Annotated in this window: 24 protein-coding genes; 6 read left to right on the forward strand and 18 right to left on the reverse strand. The window is 36.5% G+C overall.

Annotation, left to right across the window (positions count from 1 at the left end):
- Positions 1-35: 35 nt before the first annotated feature.
- Positions 36-1,154, forward strand: a complete 1,119-nt coding sequence (locus tag GX497_13895; protein HHY74287.1) for a Ger(x)C family spore germination protein — start codon at positions 36-38, stop codon at positions 1,152-1,154.
- A gap of 104 nt (positions 1,155-1,258) precedes the next feature.
- On the opposite strand, the gene GX497_13900 is transcribed toward GX497_13895, so the two are convergent.
- A complete protein-coding gene (locus tag GX497_13900) occupies positions 1,259-2,251 on the reverse strand; it encodes an acryloyl-CoA reductase (protein HHY74288.1) in 993 nt (330 codons plus the stop codon).
- Positions 2,252-2,767: 516 nt separating this feature from the next.
- Here GX497_13900 and GX497_13905 point away from each other — a divergent pair.
- Positions 2,768-3,238, forward strand: a complete 471-nt coding sequence (locus tag GX497_13905; GenBank protein ID HHY74289.1) for a low molecular weight phosphotyrosine protein phosphatase — start codon at positions 2,768-2,770, stop codon at positions 3,236-3,238.
- A gap of 175 nt (positions 3,239-3,413) precedes the next feature.
- Here the strand turns inward: GX497_13905 and GX497_13910 are convergent, their stop codons facing one another.
- Positions 3,414-3,617, reverse strand: coding sequence for a DUF2281 domain-containing protein (locus GX497_13910; protein HHY74290.1), 204 nt, complete (start codon positions 3,615-3,617; stop codon positions 3,414-3,416).
- Between the two features lie 295 nt (positions 3,618-3,912).
- Here GX497_13910 and GX497_13915 point away from each other — a divergent pair, with 295 nt between their 5' ends.
- From GX497_13915 to GX497_13930, 4 genes are all read left to right on the forward strand, one after another.
- Complete coding sequence (locus tag GX497_13915) at positions 3,913-4,656, forward strand: Fic family protein (protein HHY74291.1); 744 nt, start codon at positions 3,913-3,915, stop codon at positions 4,654-4,656.
- Between the two features lie 19 nt (positions 4,657-4,675).
- Positions 4,676-5,527 carry a tyrosine-type recombinase/integrase gene (locus GX497_13920; GenBank protein ID HHY74292.1) on the forward strand — a complete coding sequence of 284 codons (852 nt, stop codon included), beginning with the start codon at positions 4,676-4,678 and terminating at the stop codon, positions 5,525-5,527.
- Between the two features lie 14 nt (positions 5,528-5,541).
- Entirely contained in the window at positions 5,542-5,700 is a 159-nt protein-coding gene (locus GX497_13925; GenBank protein HHY74293.1) for a hypothetical protein, read from the forward strand.
- 87 nt (positions 5,701-5,787) lie between these two features.
- Positions 5,788-6,300 (forward strand): DUF3231 family protein, encoded by a 513-nt coding sequence (locus GX497_13930; protein ID HHY74294.1) that lies wholly within the window; start codon positions 5,788-5,790, stop codon positions 6,298-6,300.
- Between the two features lie 56 nt (positions 6,301-6,356).
- On the opposite strand, the gene GX497_13935 is transcribed toward GX497_13930, so the two are convergent.
- The 16 genes from GX497_13935 to GX497_14010 form a co-directional block, all read right to left on the reverse strand.
- Positions 6,357-6,638: a DUF1292 domain-containing protein gene (locus GX497_13935; GenBank protein HHY74295.1), complete on the reverse strand. Its 282-nt coding sequence runs from the start codon at positions 6,636-6,638 to the stop codon at positions 6,357-6,359.
- Positions 6,639-6,859: 221 nt separating this feature from the next.
- Entirely contained in the window at positions 6,860-7,513 is a 654-nt protein-coding gene (locus GX497_13940; protein HHY74296.1) for a response regulator transcription factor, read from the reverse strand.
- Positions 7,506-8,543, reverse strand: a complete 1,038-nt coding sequence (locus tag GX497_13945; GenBank protein HHY74297.1) for a PAS domain S-box protein — start codon at positions 8,541-8,543, stop codon at positions 7,506-7,508. Before GX497_13945 ends, GX497_13940 begins: the two co-directional genes overlap by 8 nt.
- A 133-nt stretch (positions 8,544-8,676) precedes the next feature.
- Entirely contained in the window at positions 8,677-9,810 is a 1,134-nt protein-coding gene (locus tag GX497_13950; protein HHY74298.1) for an MBL fold metallo-hydrolase, read from the reverse strand.
- Positions 9,811-9,833: 23 nt separating this feature from the next.
- Positions 9,834-10,403: a hypothetical protein gene (locus GX497_13955; protein HHY74299.1), complete on the reverse strand. Its 570-nt coding sequence runs from the start codon at positions 10,401-10,403 to the stop codon at positions 9,834-9,836.
- Between the two features lie 30 nt (positions 10,404-10,433).
- Positions 10,434-11,219 (reverse strand): sulfite exporter TauE/SafE family protein, encoded by a 786-nt coding sequence (locus tag GX497_13960; GenBank protein ID HHY74300.1) that lies wholly within the window; start codon positions 11,217-11,219, stop codon positions 10,434-10,436.
- Between the two features lie 31 nt (positions 11,220-11,250).
- Positions 11,251-11,841: a DUF1641 domain-containing protein gene (locus tag GX497_13965; protein ID HHY74301.1), complete on the reverse strand. Its 591-nt coding sequence runs from the start codon at positions 11,839-11,841 to the stop codon at positions 11,251-11,253.
- A 43-nt stretch (positions 11,842-11,884) separates the two neighbouring features.
- Positions 11,885-13,024 carry an NAD(P)/FAD-dependent oxidoreductase gene (locus tag GX497_13970; protein ID HHY74302.1) on the reverse strand — a complete coding sequence of 380 codons (1,140 nt, stop codon included), beginning with the start codon at positions 13,022-13,024 and terminating at the stop codon, positions 11,885-11,887.
- Between the two features lie 43 nt (positions 13,025-13,067).
- Entirely contained in the window at positions 13,068-13,304 is a 237-nt protein-coding gene (locus GX497_13975) for a sulfurtransferase TusA family protein (GenBank protein ID HHY74303.1), read from the reverse strand.
- 152 nt (positions 13,305-13,456) lie between these two features.
- The gene (locus GX497_13980; GenBank protein ID HHY74304.1) at positions 13,457-14,689 is read right to left on the reverse strand and encodes a DUF438 domain-containing protein; all 1,233 of its coding nucleotides are present in this window, start codon (positions 14,687-14,689) and stop codon (positions 13,457-13,459) included.
- 152 nt (positions 14,690-14,841) lie between these two features.
- Entirely contained in the window at positions 14,842-15,255 is a 414-nt protein-coding gene (locus tag GX497_13985; GenBank protein ID HHY74305.1) for a PaaI family thioesterase, read from the reverse strand.
- Positions 15,256-15,428: 173 nt separating this feature from the next.
- The gene (gene htpG / locus GX497_13990; GenBank protein ID HHY74306.1) at positions 15,429-17,309 is read right to left on the reverse strand and encodes a molecular chaperone HtpG; all 1,881 of its coding nucleotides are present in this window, start codon (positions 17,307-17,309) and stop codon (positions 15,429-15,431) included.
- Positions 17,310-17,490: 181 nt separating this feature from the next.
- Positions 17,491-18,258 carry a LamB/YcsF family protein gene (locus GX497_13995; GenBank protein HHY74307.1) on the reverse strand — a complete coding sequence of 256 codons (768 nt, stop codon included), beginning with the start codon at positions 18,256-18,258 and terminating at the stop codon, positions 17,491-17,493.
- A gap of 17 nt (positions 18,259-18,275) precedes the next feature.
- Positions 18,276-19,274: a biotin-dependent carboxyltransferase family protein gene (locus tag GX497_14000; GenBank protein ID HHY74308.1), complete on the reverse strand. Its 999-nt coding sequence runs from the start codon at positions 19,272-19,274 to the stop codon at positions 18,276-18,278.
- Entirely contained in the window at positions 19,271-19,984 is a 714-nt protein-coding gene (gene pxpB, locus GX497_14005; GenBank protein HHY74309.1) for a 5-oxoprolinase subunit PxpB, read from the reverse strand. Before pxpB ends, GX497_14000 begins: the two co-directional genes overlap by 4 nt.
- A gap of 54 nt (positions 19,985-20,038) precedes the next feature.
- Positions 20,039-20,782: an amidohydrolase family protein gene (locus GX497_14010; protein ID HHY74310.1), complete on the reverse strand. Its 744-nt coding sequence runs from the start codon at positions 20,780-20,782 to the stop codon at positions 20,039-20,041.
- Positions 20,783-20,853: the final 71 nt, after the last annotated feature.

Consider the following 20,853-nt stretch of genomic DNA (forward strand, 5'->3'; position numbering starts at 1 on the left):
TAAAAAATAGAATTTCTTTTTTCACTGTTTTTCTAATGTTCGTTCTCCTCCTTGCTGGTTGCTGGGATACAAATGAACCGGAAAGGATGATTTATGTCCATGGATTGGGTATTGACTACGAAGATGGTAAATACAATCTCTATCTGCAAATTGTAAATCCTACCTTACTGGCAAAGTCTGAATCCACGGGAGGACAAACCGATACAAAGGTTATCGTTGGTCATGGTACCGGAGAAACCATTAATGAAGCGATTTTTGATGTCTACAAATCTTCACAGCGTCGTATCTTTTGGGGGCATTTATCATACTTTGTTTTTACGGAAAATGTATTAAAAAAAGAGGGTTTAAAAGCAGCCATTGATTTATTTGATAGATATCGGGAGACCCGCTACAACACATGGGTCTATACAACAAAAGAGCCTTTATTTCCACTTTTAACAGTATTGCCACCATTGGAAATGTCAACTGCACTTTCGCAGCTTAGTGACCCATACCCAAAATATCGGCAAAACTCCATTATTCGTCCAGTAAGTTTAAGGGAATTATTAATTTTATTAAATGAACCACCCCATATAGCAACAATCCCCTATGTTGGACTAACTAAAAAACATACGTGGGAGACAGATAAAAAATCAATCAAAACAATTGAATTGATTGGAGCCACTTTCATTTCAGAAGATACTTTTAAAAAATCTTTTTTAATTGAAGAAATAGAAGGAATAAAGTGGATGAACGAGGACTTAACACGTGAAGAATTAAAACTTAAAAATGAGTTATCTCATGTTAGCTTATTAATTGACAATATAAAAATAGAAAAAAAACCAATCATTAAGAATAATAAGATTCACTTTCAAATTTCTATTAAAGTCCTCGCTAAATTAAGGGAAATTGTTAAGAGAGAAAATTTAAATAAAATAGAAAAAGAAACGGAAAAATTATTAAAATCGCAAATACAAGAAACTTTTCGAAAAGGATTAGAACATGAGTTGGATGTTTTTCGCTTATCTGAGGTTCTCTACCGCCAAGATGTTAATGCTTGGAAAGCTGTAGAACAAAATGGGAAAATCCCTTTAACAAAGGATAGTTTACAACTATCTATCAATGTAAAGCTTATCAATGGGGAAAAGCAACGAAAAATGCCAACCCTTGAATAACTCTAGATTAAATTCAACTTTAGAGTTTTTTACCATAGTCGTCTAAGAAGAGGCTGAATTCAACCTCTTCTTTTAATTTTACTTTCAAATAATTTAGGTAATAATTATAACTTCACAACGACTCTACCTTTTGATTTCCCGTCCAAAATAGCTGCCAATGCATGAAGCAATTCTTCTAAATTAATTTCATGTCCGATTGAATTTAATAGGTTACTAGGCTTTAAATCATCTGCCATTTGTCTCCAAATTTCTTTCCGCACATCCATTGGACAATAGACGGAATCGATGCCAAGAATGCTAACGCCGCGAAGAATATACGGAAATACAGTTGTTGGAACTTCACTGCCTCCAGTTAGACCACTTACAGCAACGGCACCTTGATATTTTAATTGCGACACAATAGCGGCTAATGTTTTCCCTCCTACTGGGTCGACGGCAGCAGCCCATCTCTGTTTTCCAAGTACCGGAATTTTCTCCCCTAATACTTCTTGGCGTGAAATAATCTCTTTAGCACCTAGCTCCCGCAAGAAGCCATATTCTGAAACTTTTCCGGTGCTTGCGATTACGTTATAACCTTTTTTGGCTAACATCGCAACTGCCATACTGCCAACCCCTCCGGTTGCTCCTGTAACTAGAACATCACCTAAATCGGGATGAAGTCCATTTTTTTCTAAGCGATAAACGGATAATGCTGCTGTAAAGCCGGCCGTTCCATAAATCATCGCTTCTCTTAAAGAAAGCCCAGCAGGCAGTTTAACAATCCAATCAGCTGGAACCCTAGCAAATTCACTAAAACCTCCAAAGTGAGAAACTCCTAACTCGTAGCTCGTTACAATGACTTCATCCCCTTCACAAAAACGTGAATCTTTTGATTCAACCACTGTGCCTGCTAAATCAATTCCAGGGATAAACGGATAGGAATTCACAATTTTACCGTTTGGTATACTTGCTAATCCATCTTTATAGTTAACACTTGAATAAGCAACCCGTACCGCTACATCGCAATCAGGAAGTTCACCCATTCCTACTTCCTTAACTCCAGCACTGAACGCTTCTCCTTCTTTATTTACAACAAATGCCCGGAATTTTTGCTCCAACTAAATAACCACCTTTTACAGATTATGTAATTTGAATATTCTAACTATTCAATATTAATATTGTAACATAATATGTATTTAAAAGTATATTACCTTTTTATTCTTTGTTTAAACATTTAAATAGACAGCCAAACATAGCTTACGAAGGCTGTCTTCAAAGGAAATGTTTATTCAATCTTTTTTATCATATGCAATTACCACGATATTCTCGTTTGTTTCCTTGCTTAATTCCTGTTCAAGCATCTTAACCTTTTGCAGCTGATTTTCATTCAAATTAGCTGCAAGGAAATTTAGACTATCACTCATCATATCGCTCCTTTCATATGAATAGACTCTCTAAGATTGTTTCCTCACAAAAAACGCTTTATGCACTTTGTTCAAATAAATACAGGTTATAGGTTTATTTCGTTATTTTTTTTGTGTAAAATGAAGTGGACTTCATATTAGGCTATTTCTATACAATAAAGGGCAAAATTAGCAAAGATTATTTGATAAAACTGGAAAGGATGTTTTGCATTGGTTCGCGTGTTATTTGTTTGTCTTGGTAATATATGCCGGTCTCCTATGGCGGAGGCAGTCTTTCGGCATTTAGTAATAAAAGAAGGCTTGAATGGGAAAATCGAGGTTGACTCAGCAGGTACTGGCGATTGGCATGTTGGACAACCGCCGCATAAAGGTACTCGAAAAAAACTGGATGAATATCGCATTGACCATGGCTCTATTCGGGCACGTCAACTAAATCGACAAGATCTTATGAACTTTAACTATGTAATAGCAATGGACGAAAAAAATTTAGCAGACATCAAGGCAATCGCCGAGGAAAAATCAACTGCTTATATTGCTCGATTAATGGATCTTGTTGAGGATTCAACCTTTTTAGATGTTCCTGACCCTTATTTTACAGGAAACTTTGACGTTACTTACGAGCTTGTAAAAAAGGGCTGTGAGCAATTGCTTACTTTTATTCGAAAGCAGGAGCAGATTTAGCTTAATGGTTAAGCCCATATTCTCATAAAATAGCAGCATGCCATCTTTGCATGCTGCTTAATTTGTATGAAGTTTTTCTTATTTTAGAATAATGAAATATCGAGTTTTTGATGGGGCGGTTGATGTATGAAATAGGAATCGGAGAGTTCATGATGTTTCCAATTATTATGCGATGCTAGATATTATTCCATATCTCATTATCAATCGCTTCATCCCAAAAGTCCAAACTGCTTTCGTACGGTTTTGCCAATTGATCATATGATCTGTTATTTAGATTTTCAACAAATTCCAAAACCCGATTCAACTCACTTTCTGGAAATTCGTTAATCAATTTTAACAATTTTTCCTTTGAGGTAATCATGTCCTCACCCACTTCCATCGTTCATTTAATTATTTCTATTTATATGCTTATTATACCATTTTAAGTCCCCAAAAATTATTAAAAAATGGTGAAAACTAATGCAAATGTGAGAAACAGGCTATAGTTTATTCATATAATGGGGTACCGCCAACATTTCCGACAAATCCCACGTTAAGGTCAGGAAGTTACTTTACATAGCTTCCTGTTTTTTGTTGATTTTGAGTGCATTATAATATTAATTATGTTGCACTCTATGGTTAAGAATAATATTATATCATTAATGAATGCAACATAATTTACAGGAGGGATATAAATGTTCGAAAAGATTGACTCACTCAAAGAAAAACTTGATAAAAGTATACCCTTATCAAAAATTGTTGTAGATAAATTAAAAAATGCTTTTAACATAGAGATGGTCTACAATTCAAATGCGATTGAAGGTAATACGTTGACACTTCATGAAACAAAAATGGTTTTAGAGCAAGGATTAACAGTTGGTGGTAAGCCCTTAAAGGATTATTTAGAAGCTGTAAACCTTGCAGAAGCCGTTGAATTTGTCGAGGAACTTGTAAATGAGCAAGAAGAACTTAACGAGACAAACCTAAAAAAAATTCACTACTTGGTATTAAAAGGGATTGTTAAAGAAAACAATTATGCAGGAGTTTATAGAAGTGTCCCTGTTATGATTTCTGGTAGTCAGCATGAACCTACTCAACCTTACATGATACAACCAGAAATGGAAAAGCTATTTTATTGGTATAACGAGAATAAAGATATCCTTCATCCCGTAGAATTGGCTTCATTGTTTCATTTTAAATTTGTTTATATTCATCCTTTTATTGATGGAAATGGAAGGACCGCAAGACTTTTAATGAACTTTATTCTAATGCAATATGGTTTTCCACCAGCAATAGTCAAGGCTGAACATGAAGCAAGAGCAAAATACTACAATACGCTAGAGATTGCTAGTACAACAGGAGAAACGAAACCATTTGTGCGGTTTATTGCTGATTGCGCAGAAACAACGATAGAGAAGTACTTAAAGTATATAGGGTAAACAAAGAGAGGTAATCAAGATGCTAGAATCCTTTAAAAATTGGCTAGACAACCAGCAATTAAGTAAAAACACTATACAGTCCTACTCAGGACAAATAAAACGCTATTTAAAGTGGTTCCAAGAAAGCTATAATTCGCCTTTCAATCACCTATACCGTGAAAACATACTAGAGTATATAAGTTATATGAGTAATATAAAAAAACTTAAAGCACAAAGTATTAATGCACACTTGGCAGCTTTAATTAAATTGAACGAATATTTAATAGATCAAAGTACTCAAACTGATATTGTTGTATCAAAAAAAGATTACATTAGAATTCAAAAGGAATATATTAGCCCTGCTACTATTATAAAGACTGATGTTGAAACCTTTCGACAAAAAATATTGGAAAATAGAGATAAACGGGATTATGCCATCGTTACTTTACTTGCCTATTCAGGAATGCGTATATCTGAAGCCTTGAATATTAAAGTTGACGATTTAAATTTAACTGCAAGAGAAATACTGGTGAGATATGGAAAAAGAAAAAGACAAAGACAAAGATTAGTAATTATCAACGATAAGATTGCTAATGCCATTAAAGAATACTTAAAGGAACGAGAACAACAGAAAAATAAAGAGAGCGACTATTTATTCATTAGTCGTGAATCTTATAAAGTGGATCGATCGGTAATTAATCGTATTTGTAATGAATTCAGTGACAAAATTACTCCTCATACACTAAGACATTTTTTTTGTTCTTATGCTCTGGAAAATGGTTGGTCTACTCACGAAGTAGCTGCACAAGTTGGACATTCAAATATTCACACGACCATGCTCTACACTCATCCATCCAGGAGTGAGATAAAACGAAAGGCGAATCTATTGTAAAGGTAGTGATATCAATGGCTGCACCTGAAATTTTATTAACGGAAGAGCAAAGATTAGAATTTACTCAAATAGTTTTTCCATGGAACGATACGGAGCGATTATTATATTTATATGCGCCAGCACAAAATAGAAATAATAATTACTTGTATAAAATTTCACCACATAACAAATAATTTACGTGTGTACATTTGTTTTCTCCAGTTTAGATAAAACTCAAGGAGAACATAATGAATTTCGCAAATAAAGTAAGGAGTGTCTTTATGGGAATTTTAAGTGGGAATCCAAAAGATGAGCCAATGCACTATGGGGAAGTATTTTCAATTTGGTCATTTTTATTAGCAACAAAGCAAGCTATTGCTGGTTATCAAACAAAAATAAACCATACGGGTGACGAGGATTTACGAAGATTAATGGAAGAATGCATCGGGCAATGCCAACAAGAGGAAAAACAAGTTGAAGCTTTATTAAAAGAAAACGGTGTAGCACTTCCACCAACTCCTCCTGAACGACCTAAAGCATGTCTTGAAGATATTCCAGCAGGTGCAAGATTCCAGGACCCTGAAATAGCAGCACATTTATCCGTAGGTTTAGGTGCTGGCTTAGTAGCCTGTAGTGGTGTGATGGCCCAATGTATCCGCGAAGATATTGCGATGATGTTCGGCCAATTCCATACGCAAAAAGCTACAATTGCTGCAAAAGCTTTGCGCTTAAATAAGGAAAAAGGCTGGATCATTCCTCCGCCTTTACACTATAGCAAGGCTGAAAAGTGTTAAGCAGATTAAACCCCTTGCTAGCGGCAAGGGGTTGTTTAGTTAGTTTTTCTTATTTTTTAATCCTCTATTTCTTCTTCCTCTTCGAAAATCTCTTCAAACGCTGCCGAAACTTTGTCAAATTCTTCGTCACTTTCTAAAGCTGACAGGTCACCGTCATCATCGACTTTTAAAAAGAAAACATCGATGTCGTCTTCATTGTCATCATCGACATCATCAACAAAGCACACGGCAATGTATTCAACACCATCAATTTCTACAGCAGCTAGTACCTCAACTTCATCTTCTTGATCATTTTCATCGCTAATTGTAAATATTTCGCCTACTTCGATTTTTTCCATTATTCATTCTCCTCACTCATTTATTATCGACACTATTTAATAGGTATTTCCAACTTTCACGGAATTAGTCATTGTATCATGCAAATCGTACCATACATATTATCGAAAAGCTATCATTCATTTAGGTTGCTTAATGCTATCTATTTGATATCATACCGCTATCTCATTACTATCATAGTGATATATCACTGCTATTATTACACAACATAAGTAAGCAATGGTTAGATCGTCAATTCCAAATACTTATTATTAATCCCGTATTTAATCAACTCATGTTTATTCGTTAAGTTTAGTTTTTGCATAATTCTTGTTTTATGATTTTCTACTGTTTTTGGGCTAATATGTAATTTCAAGCTGATTTCCTTATTTGAAAAGCCTAGCATTGTTAGGCGAACGATTTCTTTTTCACGGTCAGTTAAAATGGATGTTAAAACCTTATTGTTTTTATTTTTATCTGCAAGCCATTTTCTAATTTGTAGATCAGGGATTGAGGTTTTATAAAAATACTTTCCATTATATACAGAAATAATTGCTTCGGCTAAATCTCCCCCTTGACTTTTCTTCAATATATAGCCGTTGGCATGGACTTCAATTGCTTTTTTGACATAAGCTTCTTCATCATACATCGTTAAAAAAATAATTTTTGTTGATGGCAATCGCTCACGAATTTCCTTTGTTGCTGAAAAACCGTCCAAGCCGTTTGGCATTGATAAATCCATTAAAATGACATCTGGCTGCAAACGCTGAGCAAGGACAACCGCCCCCTCCCCATCATCGGCTTCCCCTAGAAATTCAGTTTGGGGGAAAGTTTCAAGCAATAAACGTATGCCTTTCCGAATCAATGCATGGTCGTCAACTAACATCACTTTAATCATATAACCCATCCTTTTCAATTGGAAATAAGGCGTTGATAGTTGTACCCTCTCCTAGTGTTGAAGACACCGTTAAAAAACCATGTAATTGGTGAATGCGCTCCTCCATATGCTTCAAACCTAAACCATCACTAGCATCTTTCACATTAAAGCCAACCCCATTATCTTGAATCGATAAATTTATTTTTCCATCCTTAGAATAGAGGTTGATTTCAACATGGGAAGCTTTCGCATATTTGACAATATTATGGAGTGCCTCTTGAATAACACGATAAACATTGATTTCAACTTGTGCTGGTAAGCGAAACCCGATATTCGTTTTTAATTTAAATAAGATAGTTGGAACGGATCGCTCCCATGACTTAAGCAATCCCCCAAGGGCTGGCACTAACCCCAATTGATCAAGGCTTTGAGGCCGTAGTTGCTGAGAGTACTGTTTGACATCAGCTGTGACTCGTTCTAATTCCTGCTTAACTTCATGAAAATAGTCTACATATTTTTGATCGCCTAAATGACCTTCAATTGTTTCTAATGCTAGTGAAATGGAGAATAGAGATTGCCCAACACCGTCATGAAGCTCTTGCGCTAGTCGTTGATGCTCCTTTTCTTTAGCTTCAATTAGTTTTTTAATCATCAGTTTGGAAAGACGTGCCTCTTCTTCTTTTCGCTTTGACTCTTGGTCACGTAAGACAAGCAGAATTTCCTGGTTTTCAGTTTTACTATCATCAAAAATAAGAGCTGTGCTCATTTCAACTTCAATTTCACTTCCATGATAAGTTGGCATGTTAGACAGAAAGTATGGAACTTCCTGTTTTGCAATTAATAGGCATCGTTCTTCGTGCTTCTTTATCTGCCGTGACTGGCAATACGTACAATAGGGAACATAATCACCAACCTTCCAACCAGTTAGCGATCTTGCTGAAGGGTTCATCTGAAGAATTTTTCGCTCTTTGTTCATGACAATAATGCCATCCTGTAGATGATTAAAAAACCTTTTAAAATAAATTTCTTCTGGTTTTTGTTCTAACAACATACGCCCCACCCTATGAATACAAGTTATTACCATTATAGTTTAAATCTATGTAAAATTACAGTATATTTAGAATTTTCCAACAACTATTTCACAAAAAAATAGTGGGACTATTCAATCCCACTAAATAAGCCTATTAACTAGTATGGTGAACAGCACAGCGATTAGGGCCGATTTCAAACTCAGACATCTCATCATCGCTTGCCTTTTTAATCCCTTTATTTACCGCCAAAATATTTTCAAAATTAGGTGGGGTCGTTGTTGCTGCTGATTTTGCAACTTGTTCAACAAACGTTTCCTCTGTTTGGCCCTGCATAATTTCATTTTGTTTACGAATATTACCAAGTGTGCTACCAATATAGCCCTTCTCGTTAACTTCACTAGAAAAGTCAGCATAATGGGCCGGTAATACGATGACGTTATCAGCAATTTGTGATACCTTCTCGTAAACAGTATTATAAAGATCCTTTGCCCATTCTCTTACTTTCCCACCGAGATCTGGCCGCCCTAGGCCATTTACAAAAATGGTGTCACCAGAGAATAAAATTGCATCATTTACTAAGAAAGAAACACTTCCCGGCGTATGACCAGGTGTTTTTACAGCTAAAACTTCAATCCTTACATTTTCCACATCAATTTTTTCGTAATTTTCTAGATGTTCAAAATTAAAGACGGCGCCCTCACTCTTCATTAAATAAAATTTCGCCTTACATTTTTCAGCAAGCTCTTGTCCACCAGAAATATGGTCGGCATGAAGGTGAGAATCAAAAATATGGGTAATCTTAACCGCTTCTTTTTCTGCTAAATCAATGTACATCTGAATAAAACGAAGCGGCTCAATGACAATTGCTTGTTCGCCAGAAATAACCATATAGGACAAGCAGCCTTTTCCAACGCGGACGAATTGATAAATCCTCATCTTTTCATCTTCGTATACGGAAGTTTGGTAAATATATTCACTCCACGATTTCATCCCGCCTTCAAGAAAAGCGACATTGAAACCATTCTCAGCTAATAATTCCGCCACATATTTTGCAGAACCTTCCTGGGCACAGACAACAGCAACTTTTTCGTCTTTTGGCAACTCATGTATATACTTGCTGACATCATCAATTAATAAATAATAAGGAACATTCAAATGGGTAATTGAGCTTCCTTCTATTTTCCAATCATGAAAATCGTCCTCATTCCGTACATCAAGAATAAATAAAGCTTTCTTTTCCATAATATAATCATTAATTTCTTTTGCGGTTATTGGCATAACTGACATCATCGTTTCATCCTTTCTTTTAATTAATCTACGATTTCTCCATCCCACTCTGACATTCCTGGCAGGACATTATAAACATTTGAAAATCCTTTTTCAGCTAACATTTGACAAGCAAAATCACTGCGATTGCCTGTGCGACAAATCATATAGTACGTTTGCTCTTTATCAAGATTGTCAATTTGATCTTTGACATCACCGAGTGGAATATTGACAGCACTAGAAATATGACCAATTATAAATTCAATTTCCTCCCTTACATCTAGAAGGACGAAAGATTCCCCATGTAAAAGCTGTTGTGCCAGTTCATCATTTGAAATTACTTTTGGAAAACCTTTCTCTTCATTTCTTCGATGACTCGGTGCTTTTTGGATAAAATGGGCAACATGATCGCCTTTTTTTTCTGTGGATAGGTAAAAATCACCTGTTTGCTTCGTCCACTTTTTTAATTCTTTCTCTGCATCCACATCAGTTGTCAAAATTTCAATAATTTCCATATCTTCGATTTGCCCTAGTGCCTCTTTCGCTTGAACCTGTGGCAGTGGACATTTATAATCTATACAATTTAACGTTTTCACCGGTTGAACCATATTCAATATCGTAACACCACCCTAAAATGCAACTATTTAAAAAAGTATTTCTGTCCAAATTTTTACAACTGTACCGATGATTAAAACTAGTAAAATACTTTGAAGTGCTTTTGTATTCATTTTTTTACTAAAGGTTGCCCCTAGTGGAGCAGCTATTAGACTGGCAACGACCATCACAACGGAAGGCATAAGAAGCATATGCCCCCCAAGGAGCTTGCCAACGGTCGATCCGATTGATGAAAAAAACGTAATCGCTAGAGAAGAACCGATGGCAACTCTCGTTGGAATTTTTAAGAGCACAAGCATGACAGGAACTGTAATAAAGGCACCTGCTGCACCAACGATTCCAGCAACAATTCCGATGACACTAGATGATATAATAGCAAGTGCTTTGTTAAAGGTAACTTCTTCTGTTTCTCCTCTTTCGTCCCCTTTTTTCGGAAAAAGCATCATAATGGCAGCCGTTAGGGCAAGGATGGCATAAACAAGATTGATTGCGTTATTCGCCATAAATTTGGAGCCGTAGGCGCCGATAAAACTGCCAATAATGATTGCCCCGCCCATATAAATCACTAATTGTTTATGGATGTAGCCGCCTTTTTTAAAGACGAACATGGCGGCTAATGTCGCAAAAAATACTTGTACAGCGCTAATCGCTGATACTTCTTGCGCTGTAAAGGCTGTGAATCCAAAAAGCGGCGGCAAGTAAAGGAGCATCGGGTATTTAATAATAGAGCCACCAATTCCAACCATTCCAGAAATAACGGAGCCCAAAAAACCAATTAAAAAGAGGACAACAATTAAACCGAGTTCAAATTCCACATTTATCAATCCACCTTCATTTCAAGAAAGCTTATTTGGCAGCACCCAAGTTTTTAAGGAATGCGACTCCAAAATGCGCCGCATGTTGTATTTCTTTTTGTTTCATTATTTTAAGTAATCCCATGACGGAAAGGGTTGGTGGACTAGCTGTTTTCATTTCTTCGGTTGTTTTTTCAACTGCATCTAGAATTGCAGGCGTGTTTTTTATAATTGGAGATGAGGCGATTCTTTCTCCTAATTCAAGTAATGGAACAGACCTATCGACAATATGTTGGATCGTCGGCTCTGTTAATGCATCGGTAAATACGCCAACTACTTCGGCAAGTTCAAACAGACGATCAAGTGCACCATTTTTTTGTAAGACAACGATTCGGTCAAGGACATTTAATAGTTCAACAAGTTGGTCAGATTTGTCTATCAATGCTGCCAGCACCGTCGTTAGTCGCTCATCACCAAGAAAGTTTAATAAATCCGCGGATTTTTCCGCCTTTTCTGTTAAAGCGACAATTGATTCTTCTGTCATTGTATCGCCGACCATTTTCAGAAGGTTCATCGTTCTTAAAAAAACAGGTAGCATTTCAATTAGTTCATCTTGAACATCTTCTGATATGCGTTCGGTCATGTATGTTTTTGTTCCCTCCACCATTCTTTCTCACCTCACTTTTTTACATAATACCTTTCAAATTGACCCAATGCCCACTATTGTAAGCTGCTTTAGCATAATGCACCATTTTGGACGGCGTAACCGGCTTTGGTGGGTTGTCATAATCAAACGTAATATACGTTGCCTTGTTTAAGCCCGTTTCAATAAAGCAGAATACTTTACCGTTGTAGCGGCGATTTCCAGGCAAACCTTTTACTTTTTCTATTAAATTTTCTGCTAGTACTTCAGATTCAAAGTGTGCCGTAGATCCTGCTTTACTAATTGGAAGATTGGTAGCATCGCCAACAACAAATATATTTTCATTGTTTTCAAGATTTAATTTATGGCGATCGACTGGAAGCCAGCCGCCGCTATCACCTAACCCCGCTTCCTGAACAACCTCTGCTCCTTTGTGCGGTGGAATAACAACTAATAAGTCAAAAGGCAAACGTGCGCCATCCATGCCGACAATTTCCTTCGTTTTTGGATTGACATGGTCAATCATAAAAAATGTTTCAATTGCAATATCACGCTCACCAAACTCCTTCACAGCAAGCTCGGCAACAGAGGCTGTTCCATAGGGACCTGCTAAAGGATAGGCATACGTAATCTCCGTTTTCTCACGAATTCCTTTTTGCCGTGCCCAATCCTCAAACATCATCGTAAACTCAAGCGGAGCAACTGGACATTTATGTGGCAAACCAACAGCAACGACAACTTTCCCACCTTCAAAACAATCCATCGCCTCCCGGAGCTTTAAAGCTCTGTCCATTTCATAGAAGATATGCCCTGCTTCATCCAAGCCAGGGACTTCAACACTTTGTGGATGGGAGCCAGTTGCAATAATTAAATAATCGTAGCTTATCGTTGCCCCTTTTTTTAACGTTACCGATTTCGCTTCTGTATTGATTTCAATCGCTTTGTCGATGATTAATTCAATTTTTGAATCGAGAACCTGCTCAATTGGACGAATTAAATCTTCTGGTTGTTTGAGGTGAAAAGGAATATATAAGTAGCCAGGTTGATAGACGTGGTAATCTTTTTCGCTAATCATTGTGACGCTAACTTCATTTTCGGCAATTTCATTTGCGAGCCCTTTAGCCAGCTTATTTCCAAGCATTGTGCCAGCTGTACCGCCGCCGATAATCAAAAACTTTTTCACTACAATCCCTCCATTTACGGTTTTTATTGTGTTTAGAAGGCGCTTACTTTAATTTAATGATTAATTTGTAGGCATTCCCTTCACCAGGTGCTTCGCCCAAAAAGTCGTGCCCCATTTTTTGTGCCCATGCTGGAACATCTTTGCGAGAGCCTTGTTCATTTGTTAATAATTCTAATACTGTTCCGCTTTCCGCTGCTTTTGCTGCCTTCATTAACTCCAATAATGGTCCCGGACAAAAGGCACCTCTTGCATCCACTAATACTTTTTTCCCTGTAGACATATGATCTCTCCCTTTGTTACAAATTTGTGAACTTGCTACTTAAATTGTAAATGGGAGCGCTTCCAATAAATATAGGGGTTTCCCCCTAATATAAAAAAGAGCTGACCCCAGAGTCAGCTTCACATTGTAATTTCTGCTATATTCATGTTTTCTTAAAGTAGAATCCGTTTTTCCCCTTCAATTGCTTGAATTGGATCAATATTTTGTGTGAATTCAAGTGTACCAACATAGTCCCCGTTTTCATCACGAACAGCGAAGTAACGAATATACACATATTTATCACGGAACTTAATCCAGAAATCTTCAGAATCTTTTTTGCCTGATTTAAAATCTGCTAAGAGTTCTTCAACAACATGCATACTTCTTGGTGGATGGCAGTTTTGAACGGTACGGCCAATAACCGCTTTTGTGCGGACAAAAATTCTTTCTTTCCCTTGAGAGAAGTAGCGAACAACATCATCCTGGTCAATGAACGTAATGTCAACAGGCAAGTGGTTTAAAAGTAGCTCCAACTGTTTTAATGACAACATTCCTGTTTCCATTTTAATAAATCCTTCGGAGATTGCTTTTTCGCCAATTCCTTTTCTTTCCGGCTTCCATTCAGCAGCAGGCTCTGTTAAGCAAAATCCGACTTCATCGCTTTCATGAGCGATTTTTACCCATTCATCTTCTGTAAAATTCATCAATGCCATTGGGAACAGAATATTTTCTTCCCTGTAAATCATATCGCTAACTTCTTTTATACAATAATTTACAACGTCAATGACAGCCTGTTTGTCGCCATTGTAGTTCATTAATTTTTGTCTTGCATCTTTAATGGCATCACGAATAAAGTCATCAATTCTCCACATATTTGTGCTAGGACCATAAATTCCGTACCTCTCTAAATATGGGAAAATAAGATTTTCTTTGCGGCTATAATGCTTATCAATATCAAGTAATAGGTTGCAATCTTCCAGGAGCCTATAGACATTTTCAGATGAATCCTCTTTAGCAAATTCGACAAGATGGATTTGCAGCTTCGTTTCTAATAGCTTCGCAATCTCTCTGTTTTCTAATTTAAAAGTATGAACAGGATGTCCTGGCTCATCTTCAGGGTTTTGTGGAAGTTCGATTTCTTCAACAGCCCCTTTTAAAATTTCGGTGTGCAAGGAGTAAGTGCGCTTCACTTCATCTAATGTCATTTCTCCGTTTTCATTAAAATCATGTTGCAGTTTTGACATTTCATCAATGGAAACCTTGCTGATTTCTTTATCAAAATATGCTTTTACTTCATCAATATTTTTACCACTTTGAAGATCTTTAAATATTTGCTTTAATTTTTCTAAACGTTCACTATTATGGTCAGTTGTTTGCTGCTCACGGTTATTGATGATTTCACTCATGCAGATGTCTCTCCTTTATAGTTTCGCCTATTTTTACAGTGAGAACATTTCTCATAATAGTAATGTAACATTTATAAAAGTATCTGTTTGTGATTGAAATCACTATATATTTCAAGTTAGAGTAAATAAAGAATTTCAATATCAAACTACGTCTATTTTTCCATAATCATGATTGATGATACAGCACTTACTACTTTCTTTTCATTTTGAATAATATCTGCGACAACATAAGCAACCTTTCTCCCCAATCTTTCTACTCTTGCTTCGACTTTGATTTCGCCAATCATGGCTGGTCTATGAAAAGTTGTATGTAGGTCAATGGATGAGAACGTTTGATTATTGCTTAATTTTGAGGCAATTGCATAAGCCATCATTGTATCAGCGGCAGCAGAAAGATACCCACCCATTACCACCCCGTTGCCATTAATAAATTTTTCATCTACTTGCCAAACGCCACGAGCGACACCGTCTTCTGCAAAAGTTGGCTGCAATTGTAACGTGACATCGCAATTAGGTGGCACATTGCCTTTTGTGACCACCTCCACTAAATCCTGTGGTTGAAATATTTTTGTCATGGAAAAATCCCCCTTTGTTTACTTTTAATAGATTATAGTTTATATATATATTTTGTTATGAAGCACTTATTTCCTTTTTTTACAGCCTACATATTTTAGACATTAAAAAAGCCAGGCCCTTAGTAGGACCTAGCCTTATATCTTAATACGATAAAAACAAAAGCCTAAACCATAATTTTACAAATATCATTTGTAAAATCGACCGGGTCATTGATTGGCAAACCTTCAATAAGAAGGGCTTGATTATACAATAGATTTGTATATAAGCTTACCTTGTCTTTATCATTTGCAAATGCATCCTTTAATGCTGTGAAAACATCGTGGTGAACATTAATTTCCAACACTTTGTCTGCCTTCACATTTTGATTGTCAGGCATCATGCTTAAGATTTTTTCCATTTCAATCGTAACTTCTCCATCGGTTGATAAGCAAACTGGATGAGATTTTAAACGCTTAGAGATGCGGACATCCTTCACCTTGCCAGCTAATATTCCCTTCATATAGTCAAACAGCTCTTTGTTTTCAGTTGCTTCTGAGGTTGCATCCTCTTTGTTATCTTCTGGCTCAATACCTAAATCCCCGCTTGAAACAGATTTAAATTCTTTTTCTTTATATGTCATGAGCATTTTAATCGCAAATTCATCGATTTCATCGGTGAAATATAAAATTTCATAACCTTTATCGGCTACTAGTTCTGTTTGCGGTAGCTTGTCTACTCTATCAATTGATTCTCCAGAAGCAAAATAAATATATTTTTGATCCTCTGGCATTCTTGTTACATATTCATCTAATGTGACAAGCTTTTTCTCTTTAGATGAATAGAACATCAGTAAATCTTGCAATATCTCTTTATTTGCTCCGAAATCGCTATAAACACCATATTTTAACTGTCTGCCAAAAGACTCAAAGAATTTTTCATAGTTTTCTCTGTCTTTCTTTAATAAGCTTTGAAGTTCGCTCTTAATCTTGTTATTAATATTTTTCGCAATCAGCTTTAATTGACGGTCATGCTGCAGCATTTCCCTTGAAATATTAAGCGACAAATCTTCTGAGTCTACCAACCCTTTGACAAAGCTAAAATAGTCAGGTAAAAGATCCGCACATTTTTCCATAATTAAGACGCCATTTGAATATAACTCAAGTCCCTTTTCGAATTCCTTTGAATAATAGTCAAACGGAATTTTTTCCGGAATAAATAATATTGCATTATATCTAACAGCACCGTCAACGCTAATATGAATGTGTTTGATAGGCTTATCGAACCCGTAATGCTTTTCAGCATAAAAATTCTCGTAATCTTCAGGCTTCAATTCATTTTTGTTCTTTCTCCAAATCGGCACCATGCTATTGATGACTTGTTCTTCAATATAGTCCTCGAATTCATTTTCGCTACCTTCTTTAGGTCTGCTTCCCGTACTATCCATTTTGATTGGATAGCGGATAAAATCTGAATATTTTTTGATGATTGATCTTAATCGATATTCTTCTAAGAACTCATCATAGTTGTCATCTTCTGTATTTTCTTTTATTTTTAAAATAATCTCAGTGCCAATAGAATCTTTAGTAGCCTGTTCAATCGTATAGCCATCCGCACCTTCAGATTTCCACATATAGGCCTCTTCACCGTCTAAAGCTTTGCTAATGACAGTAACGACATCAGCTACCATGAAGGCTGAATAAAAGCCGACACCAAACTGACCAATAATATCAAAGCCATCCTTTATTTCATTCTCATTTTTGAAAGCTAAAGAACCGCTCTTGGCGATAGTGCCAAGATTGTTCTCAAGTTCCTCTTTCGTCATCCCAATGCCAGTATCAATCATTGTTAATGTTCTGTTTTCCTTATTTGGAATGACTTTTATGTAATAGTCGTCTTTGTTAAACGTTAATTCTTCATCTGTCAACGCCTTATAGTAGATTTTATCAATTGCATCACTGGCATTTGAAATTAATTCTCTTAAAAATACCTCACGGTGAGTGTAGATCGAATTAATCATCATTTCTAGCAGGCGTTTAGATTCCGCTTTAAACTCTTTTTTTGTCATTTTAACTTCTCCTTTCATTACTAAACAACTACAATTCCTAAACCTTAGATTTGAACACACAAACTTTTAGCACTCTATATATCAGAGTGCTAACTCATATTTTAAATAACATATTATTGAAGTTCTGTCAATAAAGTTACCTATTTCAATATTATAAAACACTAGAAATTGCTCTAAATTTTTAATAACTATTACTAATTTTTGCAACAGTAATTCCAGCATCTGTTAGTGCTGTTGTAATAAATTTAGCAAATTTCAGCGCATGTTCCCCATCACCGTGAATACAAATCGTATTAGCCCGAATAGGAACATCGACTCCTTGAAGAGAACGAACTTTCCCTTCTTTTACCATCTGAATCACTTGTTGTACTGCGATTTCATGTTCTTTAATAAGCGCATTTTCTTCCAGCCTTGAGGTTAATGAACCATCTTTTTGATATGTACGGTCTGCAAAAACTTCACTTGCAGTGCGGAGGCCGATTTTGTGACCAGCTTTTACCAACTCTGATCCTGCTAATCCAAATAGGATGATTTCTGGGTCAACCTTGTAAATTGCCTCTGCAATCATCTCAGACAGTTCAGCACTTTTTGCAGCCATATTATAAAGAGCACCGTGTGGCTTAACGTGTTGGATCCTTCCCCCTTCAGCTTTTACAAAAGCCGATAATGCGCCAATCTGATACAGAATGATGTCATAGATTTCCCCTGGTAAAATCTTCATTTCTCTTCTACCAAACCCAACTAAATCTTGAAAACCTGGGTGCGCGCCAATTCCTACGTTTCTCTCTAACGCCATTTGGACCGTTTTCCGCATTGTCGAAGGGTCGCCTGCATGAAATCCGCAAGCAATATTAGCGCTTGTTATAAAATCTAAAATTTTTTCGTCATTCCCCATCTTATAGGCGCCAAAGCTTTCTCCCATATCACAATTTAAATCGATTGCATACATATGTATCCCCTTTATTCCTATTCATATTTGTGTTTAATCCCATGTTTTATCTGTAAAAGTAGTCGTTCTCTTTCTATATAAAGCAACTGGGCTTCTTCATGTGAAATTTCTATAAATTGAATAAAATCCTTGGGCTTCGCTTGCGCCAATAAAGGAATGTCAACCGTTACTACATCGGCAATCTTTGGATAGCCCCCGATCGTTTGTCGGTCAGCTAAAAGGATAATCGGATTGCCATCAGCGGGAACTTGAATTGTTCCAAGGCCAACTGCTTCAGAAATCATTTCCTCTCTGTTTTTCAATGTGAGAGATGGCCCCCTTAATCGATATCCCATTCGGTCAGATTGAGGCGTTACTTCGAACTTTTCCTTAAAAAACTGCTGTTGACTCTCTTTTGTGAAAAGATGATATTGTCGTCCTTTTATAACACGTATTGGAATATACTCATTATAAATCGAAATAAATTGAGAAGAAACTGACCATTTTTCTTCAACAAATTCATTAGAATTTCTTTCGAGTAACTTGGCCATCATATCCGTTGATAGCTTACTAGGCTTCTCAAAAAATAAGTGATCACCCATATTTAATGTACTTCCTTTAAATCCCCCAAACCCAGCTCGAAGATACGTTGACTTACTTTTCAAAACCGTAGGAATCGAAAATCCACCTGCCACGGCAAGATACGCCCTGCATCCTTTCTTACACTTAACAAACTTCAATTCACTGCCCTTTTTTATGAGAACTGTTCGCCATAGTCGGACCGCCTTGTCATTGATGGTTGGGGAAAGATTAGCACCACAAATTGCAATTAATGTATCTTCATGAAAAAGAATCGTTGGCCCAATCAATGTGATTTCCAAAGTTGGCAAATATTCTTCATTTCCAACTAGTAAATTAGCAATGCGGTGTGCAAGTTGGTCCATAGCGCCGCTTGTAACTACTCCATATTTTTGATATCCATACCTTCCTAAATCTTGAACAGTTGTTAAAAGACCGCCCTTTTTGATTGTAATCATCCCTCTTGCTCCAATTCTAAATATTCTGCACGGCTAATTGGCCTAAAGCGAATTTTATCACCGGCCTGCAAAAGACTTGGCTGTTCATTTTCAGGATTAAATAGCCTAAGCGGTGTGCGCCCAATCAGTTGCCAACCGCCTGGTGTTGCGATTGGATAAATTCCTGTTTGCATGCCTGCTATTCCAACGGATCGTTCTGGAATTTTAAGACGTGGCGTTTCTAGTCTAGGGGCCGCAATTTTTTCTGACATGCCGCCAATATAAGGGAAACCAGGGGCAAAGCCAATCATATAAACGATATAATCCCCTGTAGAGTGAATTTGGATGACCTCATCTACAGTAAGCCCATTTATGTTAGCGACCGTTTCCAAATCCGGGCCCAATTCTCCACCATAACAAACGGGGATTTCAATAACTCGGGAATGAACTACATTATGTACTGCCAATTTTAAAAATATATCTTTTATAAATTCGCATACAACATCATAGGGGAGCCTGCAAAAGTTACACTGCTTTGAAATTATCATAGGCTCATAAAAAATGGCTAACGTTGTAAAAGCAGGAATATATTCAATCAACCATTCTGGAGGATGTTCTTCTAGATATGTAGTGAAAACTTGCAGCTTTCGTAAAATGTCCGCCGAAATACTTGACCCCAATTCAATCATGACTGCCCGGTCTCCAAGCGGATGTAATTGATAGTCCACCATATCCCCTCCAGTTTGTTTAAGTGTATTTACATTCTAAATCCAATGGGAACTGACTCATTTGAAATACCATTTTAAAGCATTTGCATACAAGATTTTATCAGTAGCTTTTTCATCAAATAAACGCTGAATCAATTCAATGTCTGCATATTCAAACGGTCTTTTCGCTCTTGTTGAGGGTAAATCTGTACCAAACATAAGTGCATCGGGGTTTGTTTCATATATGGATTTTAAAGCATTTTCAACATTTAGTTCCACACGCCCAAAACCAGTTGCTTTTACATGTATACCTTTATCAACTAATTTTAACAAATGTGGTAACCCTTCTTCTGACAAACCTAAATGGTCAATTGAAATAGCAGGCAATTTTTCAATTGTCGATGCAATTTCAGGTAATTCTTTTGCATCAATATAAAGTTCACTATGCCACCCAACCAAATCATAAACTCTTCTTGCAAAGTAATCGAGCTTAGATAAATCTTCTGAACCGCCTCGTTTGACATTAAATCGCAATGCCCTTACCCCATTATTATGTAAGCTTACAATTTCATCATCCGTCACAGTGAATGGCAATTGCGTAACGCCACAAAATGCCGGACCCATTTGTTTAAGTGCCTTCAATAAGTATTCTTGGTCAAATCCTTGAAAAGACCCAGATACAATCGCTCCACCTTCTACATTCAAATCAGCAGTTTCATTTTGATAATCTGTTACAACGTAGCTCGGTGGTGTATAACCTTGGTTTTCGAAAATCGGAAAATCAAAATCAATAATATGAAAATGTGCATCAAAAATTCTCATTTTACATCCCCTTTCTAATGATAGGACTGCTATTGCCATTAAAGTCCCCGTTAACACTAAATTATTCTATC

The sequence above is a fragment of the Bacillus sp. (in: firmicutes) genome (assembly GCA_012842745.1).
Classification (GTDB): domain Bacteria; phylum Bacillota; class Bacilli; order Bacillales; family Bacillaceae_J; genus Schinkia.